This is a genomic window from Sulfurovum sp., assembly GCF_041562805.1.
GTDB lineage: Bacteria > Campylobacterota > Campylobacteria > Campylobacterales > Sulfurovaceae > Sulfurovum.
Window position 1 is genome coordinate 1 of the sequence record NZ_JBFFOH010000059.1, and the last position, 13,397, is coordinate 13,397.

Annotated in this window: 10 protein-coding genes; 1 reads left to right on the forward strand and 9 read right to left on the reverse strand. The window is 36.3% G+C overall.

Annotation, left to right across the window (positions count from 1 at the left end):
• Both ABYK33_RS08470 and ABYK33_RS08475 read right to left on the reverse strand, forming a co-directional pair.
• A partial coding sequence (locus ABYK33_RS08470) for a translation initiation factor IF-2 N-terminal domain-containing protein (RefSeq protein WP_373032691.1) occupies positions 1-1,066 on the reverse strand: 1,066 nt, incomplete at its 3' end.
• A gap of 38 nt (positions 1,067-1,104) precedes the next feature.
• A complete protein-coding gene (locus ABYK33_RS08475) occupies positions 1,105-2,925 on the reverse strand; it encodes a menaquinone biosynthesis decarboxylase (protein WP_373032692.1) in 1,821 nt (606 codons plus the stop codon).
• Between the two features lie 98 nt (positions 2,926-3,023).
• On the opposite strand from ABYK33_RS08475, the gene ABYK33_RS08480 reads away from it, so the two are divergent.
• A complete protein-coding gene (locus tag ABYK33_RS08480; protein ID WP_373032693.1) occupies positions 3,024-5,693 on the forward strand; it encodes a hypothetical protein in 2,670 nt (889 codons plus the stop codon).
• Positions 5,694-5,788: 95 nt separating this feature from the next.
• On the opposite strand, the gene hemC is transcribed toward ABYK33_RS08480, so the two are convergent.
• The 7 genes from hemC to ABYK33_RS08515 all read right to left on the reverse strand — a co-directional run.
• Positions 5,789-6,742 carry a hydroxymethylbilane synthase gene (hemC, locus tag ABYK33_RS08485; RefSeq protein WP_373032695.1) on the reverse strand — a complete coding sequence of 318 codons (954 nt, stop codon included), beginning with the start codon at positions 6,740-6,742 and terminating at the stop codon, positions 5,789-5,791.
• 92 nt (positions 6,743-6,834) lie between these two features.
• Positions 6,835-7,668, reverse strand: a complete 834-nt coding sequence (locus tag ABYK33_RS08490) for a DsbA family protein (RefSeq protein ID WP_373032697.1) — start codon at positions 7,666-7,668, stop codon at positions 6,835-6,837.
• Positions 7,613-8,035 (reverse strand): FxsA family protein, encoded by a 423-nt coding sequence (locus tag ABYK33_RS08495; RefSeq protein ID WP_373032698.1) that lies wholly within the window; start codon positions 8,033-8,035, stop codon positions 7,613-7,615. Before ABYK33_RS08495 ends, ABYK33_RS08490 begins: the two co-directional genes overlap by 56 nt.
• 1 nt (position 8,036) lies before the next feature.
• Positions 8,037-9,557, reverse strand: coding sequence for a proline--tRNA ligase (gene proS / locus ABYK33_RS08500; RefSeq protein WP_373032699.1), 1,521 nt, complete (start codon positions 9,555-9,557; stop codon positions 8,037-8,039).
• Positions 9,554-10,861: a glutamyl-tRNA reductase gene (hemA, locus tag ABYK33_RS08505; RefSeq protein WP_373032700.1), complete on the reverse strand. Its 1,308-nt coding sequence runs from the start codon at positions 10,859-10,861 to the stop codon at positions 9,554-9,556. The genes proS and hemA overlap by 4 nt, the downstream gene beginning before the upstream one ends.
• The gene (locus ABYK33_RS08510; protein ID WP_373032701.1) at positions 10,861-11,757 is read right to left on the reverse strand and encodes a polyprenyl synthetase family protein; all 897 of its coding nucleotides are present in this window, start codon (positions 11,755-11,757) and stop codon (positions 10,861-10,863) included. The genes hemA and ABYK33_RS08510 overlap by 1 nt, the downstream gene beginning before the upstream one ends.
• Positions 11,758-11,922: 165 nt before the next feature.
• Positions 11,923-13,397 (reverse strand): EAL domain-containing protein (locus tag ABYK33_RS08515; protein ID WP_373032702.1); only part of this gene is annotated, 1,475 nt, incomplete at its 5' end.

Here is a 13,397-nt window from a genome sequence, read left to right on the forward strand (position 1 = left end):
TAGCTCTTTCTATAAGCTCTAAAATAAGCCCTTGTTTCTCTTTATACTCTATATGACCATCATTATTACTACTAATACCTATACCTTGCATCAAATCTGCATTAGATGATGCAGCGTGTATATTTATCCTTAGCACATTTGTATCGTAATGCTCTTTTAAATTTAACTGATCATCTATTATCTTTTTAAGTGTTCTACTTTTTCCAGTCCCGGGGACACCTTTTAGGAGGATATTTTTATATAGAAATGTATAGGTTATGCCTTTTGATTCTGTAGTGAATTTTCTTTTCCTTTCCTCATTTTTAGAATCAATATTTATTTTTGTTGGAATTTTGGCTTTACCTTTTTTACTAGCATAGTCCAAACGTTCTTCAATTAAAGATTTAACATCTTCTATATTATATTCTTTGACAAGCTCATTTAATACGGTATGTACATTTTCCTTTATACGATATTTACTTTTCTTTTTCCCTGTTACAGTTGCATCATGCTCTACTATTTTATTTAGAAGAAATGCTTCTTTTCCTTTTCCAAAACGTTGTGACCACAAATGATCAAGTGATAAATAACCCCTGTTAAACTGACCATAAATTTTTAATTCTTTTAAGAGTTCATCACGAGAAAACCAATCATCTTTAGTAAGTAAAATTTTTAATATAGGTAATTCTAAGCATGAAATATGTATACGTTTACTATATACTTCATCAAAAAATATTTTTAATTCATTATATAAATTAGTATTCTTAACATTTACCAAGTCTTTTTCATATGCCTCTTCAACGTCACCAAGGATTTCACCCAAGCCCCTAGTCGTATGTGGAACATTAGCTGAAGGTACTACCACTTTTTTCTTTACTACTTTAATATTTGACTTTTCACCTGGTTTCTTAAAACCTTTTGGTAATGTTCCACTAATTGCATAATCAATGAGAACACCTGCCTCTTGCATACGGATAGTACTATTGGCTGCTCTTACATCAAAGCCTAATTCTTTGGCTTTATCTAATAATTCTCCATTTGATAAACCTGATTCATCAGCTATTTCTTGAATTTTAACTTTATCCATAATCCAAACTCCTGGTTAATATTTAATATATTCGAGATTTAAAACGGCAACAACCCAAACTTCCTAATAAACGCTTCATCTATATCTATAAGCCCTTTTTCCTGTAGCTTATCAAGTACCTCTTTTGTACAGAAAGTGTCTCCAGGCCATTCTCTTTCATAACCGTCAACTTCACTTTTATTGGTCGCATCTATGGCTATAAATGGCGTGAGTATGACATCCCTACCTGCATCAATATTATTTACCACACGCCAAATAAGCATATAGGTATCATTCAGATCATTATTGACATGATCTACTATAACTAGGAGCTTGATATGTCTTTTTAAGACTTTGAGTTTTTTAATAAGCTTTAGTTGAGACTTCTTCTTATCAACAGTGATCACACAGACAGGTGTTTTAGTCTCTGTCATATATTGTTTAACTCCAATGACTCTTTTGCTTATTTCTTGCATCTTGGCAAGCAGATCTTCATCAGAAAGTAACTCTTCTACACCCTCTTCAACTTCATCTCCTGTTGCATCTACGCCTAATTTTCCACCTACAAACTGTTCTGAAGAAGAGTGGTCAAGATGATCCACTATACCTTGCGTGATAAGGATCTTATCTTTATCGAGTCTGTTAAGTATGTGCATAGCCAACGCTTCACTCTCTTCAAGTTCGGGAGCATCCTCTCCTACAAAAAGTGCGTGTTTTACAAAACTCATTTGACCTACACCCCAGAATGCATGCATGAACTGCTGTGCATGCCCTTTGTAAAGTGTTTTCATCTTTGCCAGTATAAGATTATGAAAAACGCCATTTTCAGGCATATTATAGTCTATGAGATCGGGTGCCATAGGCTTAAGCATCGGTAAGAAAATACGTTCTGTTGCCCACCCCATATATTTATCTTCCAATGGTGGTTTTCCTACCACAGTAGCTTGGAATACCGGATGTTTTTTCATCGTAATAGTTTCAACATCCATCACCGGGAAAGGCTCTTTCAGAGTATAGTAACCTGTATGGTCACCAAATGGTCCTTCTATTTCTGTGAGTTCAGGATCCACAAAACCTTCTATGACCACATCCACATCACGAGGAATATAAATGTCATTGGTGATGGACTTGACCAGTTGGGCATTTTTATTACGTACAAAACCATACAGCAGCATCTCGAACATTCCATGAGGCATTGGAGCTTGTCCACACCAAATGTAGAGAGGGTCACCACCAATTGCCACTGTTACAGGCATCTTCTTCCCTGCTTTTTGGTACTGGTCAAAGAAGTGGGAAGCATCTTTGTGTATCTGCCAGTGCATCCCCAGTCTGTTTTTATCATACTGCTGAAGTCTGTACATTCCAAGGTTTTGCATCTCTCCGTCAAGACTTCTTGTATAGACCTGTCCCATTGTGATAAATGCTCCACCATCCTCTTCCCAAGTTTTTAGTATCGGTAATCTATCTAAGTCTACCTCATCTTTAGGAATGATCACTTCCTGACACTCCCCTTTAAAATTTAAACGTTTTGGAAAGACATTTTTAAGTGAGAAAAGTTTAGGGACCATCGCTAACTTTGCTTTCAGCCCTTTAGGTGGCTTAAGCTTAAGAAGTTGATCTATACCCTCTGCGACATCATCAGGGTGCTTACCAAAGATCTTTTCTGTCAATTCTTTGTTGGCAAAGATATTCATCAGTACAGGCATATCATACTCTATACCTTTTGCTTTATTAATTGGGTTTGTAAAAAGTATAGGACGAGAGTCATCTGTCTTGACTTCTATATAGGCTACATGAGGGATTTCAAGTTCCACATCTAGTGGTTCATCTATGATCTTTAAATTACCATTATCTTTAAGCCATTGTATTACATCTTGCATTTTTGATCCTCTTTTTTTCTAAAATATTATATCTATAAAGTAATTTACACAAGATGATTATGGTATGATAATAAAAAGTATATAAGGTCACTTCAACTATGTTAACTACTATAAAATATATTATTTTTATTATTATTTTTATATCCCTTATACTTTTTTACCTTCTCTATACGCCTTTGGGAAATCAGCAGATTTATAGTTCCGTAAGTTATATACTTACCAAGAAGGCAGGTTTAGATATAGATGTTGAATCTATAGATGTACGGCAGTATCCTTATCTTGAAGCAGATATGATCGTTGAAGATAAATATAACCTTGAACTTAAAGGCTTCCTGCAAAACAATCATCTTGATATGGATTACACACTTACAGGCAGCTGTCTTCAGAGTGATATCTGTACTATAGATGATGAGATCAACATCACAGGTCATATAAATGGCCCTTTAGGTAATGCAAAGGTCACCGGTGAAGGAAAAGCACTCGATGGCAATATCAGTTATGTATGGCTGAAACATGAAGATACCTTTAAAGATATCAACCTTGTTTTAAATGATATGAATTCAAGTAAGCTTTTTACACTGCTTGGTCAAACTGCTCTTTTAGACGGCAAAGCAAATGCCCGTATACATTTTGACATCATAAGTCAAGAGAGTAAAAAAGGTCAAATATCCTATGATGTAAAGAAGAGTGATCTCTTTGGTTTAATGGTAGATCTACATGCAGAAATAGATATAGATAATAATGATCAAACATTTATCATGAATGTCACTGCCCCAGAATTAACACTTCAGATTGCTAAAGGGCGTTATGATCAAGAGAAGAACACGGCCCAAGCTTTTTATACTCTGGACATTAAAGAGCTAAGCCATTTGGAAAAGATATTAGGTTACAAATATGTAGGTCCATTTTATGCTCTTGGTGAAGTTAAGTTTGATAAACATGTCATCATAACGGGTCTTTCAAAAAGCTTTGACGGCTTGTTTGATTTTCTTTATGAAAATGACACACTGAAAGCCGATTTAATTGATGTTCCTTTCAAAAACATCATGAAACAACTCTCTTATACTCCTCTGCTCGATGCTAATACAACAGGACAGATACAATATAACTTTCTTACAGAAAGTATCAGAGTACAGACCAAACTCAAAAATACAAAGTTCTTACCTTCAGAACTTCTCGACACACTCTCTGAAAAAATGGATATCAATATAGCCAAGGAAATTTTTGATGACAGTAGTCTGGACATCATATATAAAGACGAAATATTATCTGGTGATATACGCTTGGCAAACAGCAATAATCATTTGTTGTTAAACCACACAAAGATCAATCCTAGAAAAAAATCTTTTGAAGGACATATTGACCTGAAAACAGAAAAATATCAACTTGAGGGTAAAACCTATGTAATGATGATTGATGATGCTACACCTATGCGCAATGCGTTACAAGATACTTACCTTAGATTTAATGGGACATTTAACACCCATTACAAATTTACACTCAATGGCTTGATCAATGACTCTTGGGCCAATATGGACTATACCCTGAATACTGGGCGTTTTCCCAGTCATCTATATACTATAGAAGATGATGTCAATCTTACGGGGCATGTCAACGGTCCTTTCTCCCGTTTACATATCAGCGGAGAAGGAAAAGCCCTTGATGGTCATGTCAGTTTTGATGGTGTCAAGACCAATGATAGATTGGAGAATTTTACCCTTGGCTTGAATGGTATTCACTCCGTAAAACTATCTACACTTCTTGGTCAAAAAGTCTTTCCTAAAGGTAGGGCAGACCTACACGTAGATTTTGAATATCTGAGTAAAGAAAGTAAAAAAGGTACACTCATCTATTCACTTAAAAAGAGCACTCTCGATAAACTTCCTTTCTCTTTACATACTCAAATAGATCTTGACAATAGCAAACAAACTTTTTCTGCCGATATCACTATGGCAAATGCTAAGCTCAATATCACAAAAGGATCTCGTAATACAGATACAAATATTACAAGTGCTTTTTATGTGATAGATGTGAAAGATCTGACACCGTTTGAAAAACTCTTCGGCTATAAATATCATGGTCCATTCTACGCTATGGGTGAAGCAACCCATCATAAACATTTTAAGATACAGGGACTTTCTAAAACATTTGGAGGGATACTTGATTTTGTCTATGAAAAAGATAAATTGAACATAGACCTGAATGATGTCTCTTTTAAACAGTTTATGAGTTTATTTCCATTCCAAATTATGATAGATGGAGATACCACAGGTAATGTCAATTATGACTTCATAAAAGATCGTATGGTAGTGAATACCAAACTCACAAATGCAAAATTCTTACATTCAGAACTGGTCAGTAACATCTATAAAAAAGCTGACGTAAATATGCTTGTGGAAGAGTTTGATGATAGTACTTTAGAGGCAAGTTACCAAAACGATATTTTACAGGGAGATTTAAAACTTGCCAATAACAGAGGCCACTTCTATTTAACAAATACCATCATGAACACTAATAAAAATACCATTAATGCATACTTTGATTTTAAAATGCAGGAGCAAGAATTTTCAGGTAAAGTCTATGGCGCATTGGATGATCCGGAAGTAGACCTCAATATGAAAAAACTTATCAGACATAAAATGGATAAACAGATGGATTCAATGGTAGGAAAAGGAAATCGGAAGATGATGGAAAAAATGCCAATGGGTGAAGCTGCAAAAGATGCTGCTTCAGGTGTTGCTGGAGGATTTATGGGAGTATTCTTTTAATAGGATGTAAACTAGGCAGAACGCCTATCTTTACTACGCTACAAATGCGATTTGCTCAGTGTAATGCTCAAGCGAGCAGTCACTTTAAGAGTAGACTATAGTCTCTCTGGCATTTCATCTTTAAATGCTATTGCTTCTGCTTTTTCGAGTATATCCAGGGCACCATCACCTATCATTGCTTCTGCCAATTGTTGACCCAATGTATCACACTCTCTTAACTTTGATGTAAGTTCTTTATGCATGATATTTGTACCATCAGGATAACCCAACATTGCCTTCACAGTGATATCATCACCAGAAATGATCGCATTGACAGCTACAGGAGCAGAACAACCTGCTCCTATTTTAGAGACAAAGTCACGTTCCAACTTTGTACAGATAAAAGAATTTTCATCATTTAACGTCATCGCAATTTCACGGATCCTGTCATTAGCACTCACAATTTCAATACCCAAGGCAGCCTGTCCCATAGGAGGTATGAAAAAATCCAACTTTTCTACAAAAGGGATATCTTTCAACAGGTCAAGTCTATGAAGTCCAATATAGGCAAGTATGATCGCATCATATTGCCCTTCTTTGAGCTTTCTAAGCCTTGTATTAACATTTCCTCTAAGCTCTTTTACTTTCAGGTCAGGACGCTTCTCAAGAAGCTGCATACGTCGTCTGAGACTTGTTGTTCCAACCGTTGCACCAAGAGGAAGTGTATCTAGACTCTGATAGGTATGTGAAAGTAATACATCACTCTGATCCTGTCGTGTCGTTATGGCACACAGTTCCAAACCCTCTGGGATATAGGTAGGCACATCTTTAAGTGAATGCACTGCAAGATCTGCATTCCCTTCAAGCATCTCATCTTCAAGTTCTTTAGTAAAATGCCCTTTCCCACCTATAAGTGCAAGTGGTTTGTCCAGTATCTTATCACCTTTAGAAGTGATCTCATTGAGTTCGACTGTGATCTCAGGGAACGATGTTTCAATTCTCTCTTTTACATGATATGCCTGCCAGAGTGCAAGATTACTTGCTCTAGTTGCGATGATTAATTTTTCCACTGCTTTTTACCTTATATGATCGTATATAGAGCAAAGCCCTATATACTACGCTAACGTTGAGTTATTGTTTGTTTTAAATTTTGATGTCTGTATTATTTTATGAGATTTTTGTGTCCATTACGCATTTTATCCCACTTACCATCTATATAGATAGTTGGTGTACCAGAAACCATCATTTTACCTGCAGCTATTTCATCTGCTTTCATTGCTTCTTTCACTTCTTTAGCATTTACCTGTGCCGCAGTTACACTATACCCAGTCTGTGTTTTTACCGCAGAAAGTATCTTTGTCATATCTGTTTCTCTTGGGTTGATCTTGAGTGAATAGATCTTTTCAACTATATCCATCTTACCCTCATGCTGTGCAACATGCATGACGCGTGTTAAGACATCTGAAACCGGATGTATACGAAGCAACGGTAAGTGATAATAATAGACTGCTATTTTTGTAGGGTTTTCTTTGGCTGTGTTAAAGATCTCCGGTACTAATTCTTGACAGAATGGACATTGAGGATCAGAGAAGATCAGTATTTTATGCTCTGCATCTTTGTTACCAAACAGTAAGTGATCATCATTATAATAACTCTGAGGCACACTAGGCTTAATGTTGTCACGGTAGTCATTACCTGTTTTCAAGTCCACTAAGTGTCCTGTGACAAGTCCATCTTTTACAAACATCGTTTCTGGTGCATGGATCTCTTTTTTCTGATACTCTAGATCCATAGTTGTTAACAGGATCGTCCACCCTGGTAATCTTTCATCTGTTTTAGACTCAAGGACTGTCACACCTTTTACTTTTACTTCCGGGTTTTTCACCACTGCTTTTTTAACATATTTAAGTAATAGTTTATTATCTGGTTGTGCATTTGCACTAAGAGCTACGGTCGCTGCGACTGTGCTCATCAATAACTTCGACATCAATGACATTATCATCTCCTTGTTTTGTAAAATGTGTTGTTTGTTCGGGTGTTATTTTAGCAATAAATTGTAAATAAAGCGTGTAAAAAAGTGCTATTACCCCTAAAAAATCAGAAAATACTCCGGGAATTATAAGAAGTATCGCACCGACAAAATAAGACATACTGGCATTTTGAAATCTTCTCATATCCAGTTTTCCCTGTCTCATAGACTGCATATTGCCCATCATCGTTTGTGATGACTTTTGTAAAAGCATCATACCTAGTGCAAAACTAAGTATAATCCATATCACTGACCATAAAAAGCCAATGCTCTCCCCTGTCTTTAATGAGAGGTAGAGTTCTATAAGGAAAAAGGGTATGATCAAAAATATCATATTAAAATCTTTCAGCCAGTAAACTAGCTATATCTTCCACAGAGACTTCTTCTTTTATCATGCCGTCTCTACTCAAAAACTCCACTATACCATCAACCAGTTTTTTACCTATAACCACAGCATTAGGTACACCAATAAGTTCATAGTCTTTCATTTTCGCACCAAATCTGTCTTTTCTCTCATCAAGTAAGACATCTACACCTTTGGCTAGCATCGATTCATAAAGTTTTTCGCCTAATGCTACCTGCTCATCATCTTTAATGTTAGAGATAATGATCTGCAGATCAAATGGTGCAGATTCTTTCGTCCAGATACACCCTTTATCATCATGGTTTTGCTCTATAATAGCTGCAAGTAAACGGCTCACACCTATACCATAGGTTCCCATGACCATCGGTTTTGATTTTCCGTTTTCATCCAAAAAATTTGCGGCTAACGGTTCAGAGTATTGTGTCCCTAGCTGGAATATATGCCCTGCTTCTATACCTTTAGTATAACGCAATGAACCACCACAAGTAGCACAAGAATCTCCCTCTTGAACGGCTGATATGTCGGCATATGATTTTTCCTCTGCTGTTAGACTGTCTACACCTTCCAATGCACTGTCTACAACCAATGTTCCTATAGTGTCAGTCTCTTCTTGTTCTACAAGTTCATTCGCATTGACTGCATTACATGCTTTTACCTCTTGTAGTTCAACAGATACTGGTAAGGCAAAATGCACTACTTTTGTAACACCTTCATCATATAGTGCTTTCATTGCAATGACTTTTATTTCTGTAGAGGCATCATATGGTTTTGATTTTGCTATAGCAGCTTCTATGTTTGCACCATATTCACAGTCATCACATACTACGATGGTATCTTCTCCACTGTCAGCAAGTACCATAAACTCTTTACTTCCAGATCCACCGATCGCACCAGAGTCTGCATCTACAACTCTAAACTCCAGTCCAAGACGTGTAAATATTTTCTTATACGTCTCTTCCATCAATGCAAATTCTCTTTGCATATCTTCTGTAGAAGCATGGAAACTATAAGCATCTTTCATCAAAAATTCTCGTCCACGCATGAGACCAAACCTTGGTCTGATCTCATCACGGAATTTGAGATTGATCTGATATACGTTTAATGGAAGCTGTTTATAGCTTTTAACCGTTTGTCTCACAAGGTTTACCATCATTTCTTCATGCGTTGGGCCCAATATAAAGTCATTGTTCTTACGGTCTTTAAAACGTAATAACTCTTTACCATACTTCTCTAAACGTCCACTCTCTTCCCAAAGTGTAGCAGGCGTAACAAAAGAGAGGCTCACCTCTTGACATCCGGCTTTATCTAACTCTTCTTTAACAACAGCATGTACTTTATCAAGTATCTTTTTACCTAATGGTAAAAAATTGTAGAGTCCGCTTCCGCCTACTGATTGTATAAATCCACCTCTTATAAGGTAGATATGACTTGCCAATGTTGCATCATTTGGTGTCTCTTTAGTTGTTGGGATCAATAATCTTGAAAATCTCACGCGTTGTATCCTTTTGTATGGTGGTCATTTTTGTACTGTTTTAGATCAATATTCTCTGTATCGATATTGAACATTCTTTTCACTGATTCGATGCAGTTTGCATTTTTCTTCTCTGCAGAAGAGTGTCTCAGGTTTTGCGTTGGTTCATGTAAAAAACGTTTAAACATCTGCTCTGCCATTTTACGCATATTGGCTTCAGCTTCGGCAGGAACAAAACCATTTTTAAGGGCTCTTTGCATCTCAGTATCTATAGCTGCTGAGACTTGCTGTCTCATTTCTTTGATAACCGGCTCTATAGAGAGTGCTCTGAGCCAGCCATAGAATTCCTCTTTGTACTGCTCTACTATTTCCGTTGCTCTTACAGCTTGCTCTTCACGTAAAGCATGATTATCCTGAGAAATAGCACGAAGATCATCGATACGAAAGATCTGTAATTTCTCTAGCTCCATATCTTCTATATCACGAGGAATAGCCATATCAAACCAAAGTCTTGGTATCGTTTCATTTTCTATAAGATCTCGCGTGATGATGTGCTCTCTTGCCGAAGTTGCTGAGAAAAGTAGACGATAACGGTTCAGATACTTTGGAAGTTTCTCCATCGTACCTGCTTTAACGTTTTCACCCAAGGTTTCTGCTATTTGTACTACCTTCTCCTGGTCTCTTCCCAACATCACGACATCACATCCTGCTCTAAGCAAATGTTTTGTTGCAAGTACACCCATTTCACCTGCGCCTACTACAACTGCTGTCGTACCCGACATGTTGTCACCCAAAAGTTTATGTGCCTGTGCCACAGCGACTGAAGCTATGGAAATAGGATTTTGAGAAATGTTGGTAGCATTACGGACTTCTGCTGCACACTTTACAGAATAAGAGATGATACGGTTAAGTTTACGTCCCGCAGTTCCATTCCTGTGTGAAAGCATAAACGCCTCTTTTACCTGTCCTGTGATCTGTGATTCACCTACAACCAAAGAGTCTAAAGAAGAAACCACAGAAAATATATGCTGTACTGCCTCTTCATCATCATAGCGCACCCCTGAACTTTTAACCTCATAAAAGTTCAATGCACTCTTTTGACTCATCAGTCCCAATATCGTGTGATAACTTGAAAAGTTATCACGTGTTGCTAAAACTATTTCAACACGGTTACAGGTTGAAACAATAAATGCTTCATGGATAAAATCAAACTCAACCAGTTGGTTCAGCATTTCGATTTTTTCTTCATCATTAGCAAATGCCAATTTCTCTCTCATGCCCTGATCACAATTTTTATGGGAAAAACTCATTACTTGATAATACATTAAAAATCCCTTTCGATCATCTGCATCGCAATACTTGAGAGTGCATCTTCACCTCTCTCATTCATCAATTTTATCGCTTCTACTATAAGTACTTTGGCTTCTTCATAACTCTTTTGGATCACTTGATGTTCCTGCATTTTCATTTTGATCCATAGTTGTTCTTCAGTAGAGAGCTTTTTTGCATGCAATGATCTTAGTTTCTCTTTGTCACCACTATCTAAGACTTCATAAAGGTAAATATATGGAAGTGTTGTTTTCCCTTCTTCAAAATCATGTAAAGCAGGTTTACCCAATGTCTCTGCATTTGCAGTGATATCAAGCAGGTCATCAATCATTTGAAATGCGATACCCAGGTTTCTACCGTATGTCATATATGCATCTTTGGGCTTACTTGCCAGCAATGCTGCAGCCCCGGCACTGGCTTCCATGAGCGAAGCTGTTTTTTGGTATATCATCTCAAGATATACCTCTTTATCTAAGTTGAATGTTTTTGAAAGTGAAACATCTTTGAGCTCTCCAAGGCTGAGTTCTACAACAGCATTTGAGATCAGCTTAGCCACATCAGGACCAATATTATTTAACTCTAAAAAGCCTTTTGAATAAAGGATATCTCCAAGCATGATGGCTGTTTTATTGCCATAGAGTGCATTAAGAGAAGGTTTTGCACGTCTGGTATACGCATCATCTATGACATCATCATGTAAAAGACTTGCAGCATGTATCATCTCAACAACAGCAGCAGTCTTTACTACAGCAAGACTGCTCCCTGCTATTTTCAAAATAAGTTTTGCGCGCAGTCTCTTACCGTGAGGAAGTTGAGCATAGAGTCCACTTACCTCTTTATCATTCAAATCAGCTATAAATTGTTCTATTTTTCTCTCAACAGCACTTAACACGTATATTGGTCCTTATTTACACTGAGTCACGATTGATACTAGAAGGTTAATGAAGACTATAGTTGTTCTATCATCTATATCTTCATATATACTACTCATATTGCACTCTAATTGTTTTTATAAAAGTCAATAATTATAGCAAAATAATTATAAGAGTGAATGTGCTTAGTCTTTTTGATCTAAATACACTTCTATAGGCTGGGGCTTTCCTAAATAATATCCTTGAGCATATTGGATATCTAATTCTTTAACCATGTCATAAATATCTTCATCTGCAACAAATTCTGCAACAAGTTCATACTCAAAAGTTGCAGCCAATTTCTGTATGGATCTAAGAACCGTTTTAGCACGTTCAGGAGTACTCTGCAATTCACGAATGATACTTCCATCAATTTTCAGAATATCTATATCTAGTCGTATAAGGTACTTGTAACTTGCATATCCGCTGCCAAAGTCATCAAGTGCCACTTTTGAACCAAAGGCTTTTAACTGCTGTAAATAAAACATTATTTTTCCATAGTCTTTGACTTCATGTTCTTCAAGAATTTCAAAAGTCAACCTATCTGCTATTGCTCTATTTTCATATAAGTTCTCTGTGATAAGTTTCATCATATCACCATTATCAAGATCATCCAGATCCAAATTAACACTTATCTCCACATCTTTATATCTGTGTAATGTAAGAAATACATTCCGAAAGACAAGTTTACTCATTTTAATATATTGGCTTGTACCTTTTATCACATCCATAAAATAAAAAGGCAAAATAAGTTTTCCAGGATCTTCTTTATCGGTCAATCGTACCAAAGTTTCATATTTTACAATTTCTTTTGTTTTAGTATTACAAATAGGTTGATAAAGACAAATAAGTCTCTCTTCTTCCAATGCTTCTTTTATATAGTCTATATTGCTGTACTTTACATTATCAATATGGTCTATGCCTAAAATGGCTACATCATTTTTACCTTTGTTTTTTACCTTTAAAAGCTTTTCATCTAAGAGTCTTTGTATATTCTGTATGGATGTAGTCTCTTCTGGAATGCGCATTGCAGTCATAGAGACAGTTACAGATATCACTTCATTCTCTATAAGATATTTCTTTTCCTGTAGTGTTCTAAATACGTTGTTGGCCAATGGTTCTATATTGTTATTCAATTTAGGGACGATCACCAAAAACTCTGTTCCTCCTACACGTATGACTCTAGAGTCTTCAGACAATGTACCCAACAACGTTTTCGTAAATTCGATGATAATACGATCTCCGGCTTCATGCCCGAACTTTTGATTGATTTCTTTAAATTCATCTATGTCTATGAGCATAGCATCATAACTGTCTACACTGTGTTTGTTAAAAAATTCTTCCAAATATTGCTTTGTATATACAGAAGTCAAAGTATCTATAATGAGCTCTTTACGTATTTTATAATATCTATACGCCAGAAAAATCAGTAAGTTCAAACTAAGAATTAAGAAAACCTGCATCATCCACACGACTGTCATAAGTGGAGAGTTGAAATTATTAAGATGTTCGCCATAAGACTTAGAGAGGTCAAGTACCAATAGTGCTTCTGTTTTATTTGCATTGACAATAGGAAAAACCAACGATAACCAAACCTGTTCAACTCCTTCATGCTGTTCAA

What these genes read in the sequence shown, in the direction of transcription:
- ABYK33_RS08475 (WP_373032692.1), bottom strand. Translation starts at nt 2,925, where the DNA reads ATGCAAGATGTAATACAATGGCTTAAAGATAATGGTAATTTAAAGATC.
- ABYK33_RS08480 (WP_373032693.1), top strand. Translation starts at nt 3,024, where the DNA reads ATGTTAACTACTATAAAATATATTATTTTTATTATTATTTTTATATCC.
- hemA (WP_373032700.1), bottom strand. Translation starts at nt 10,861, where the DNA reads ATGTATTATCAAGTAATGAGTTTTTCCCATAAAAATTGTGATCAGGGC.
- ABYK33_RS08490 (WP_373032697.1), bottom strand. Translation starts at nt 7,668, where the DNA reads ATGTCATTGATGTCGAAGTTATTGATGAGCACAGTCGCAGCGACCGTA.
- ABYK33_RS08495 (WP_373032698.1), bottom strand. Translation starts at nt 8,035, where the DNA reads ATGATATTTTTGATCATACCCTTTTTCCTTATAGAACTCTACCTCTCA.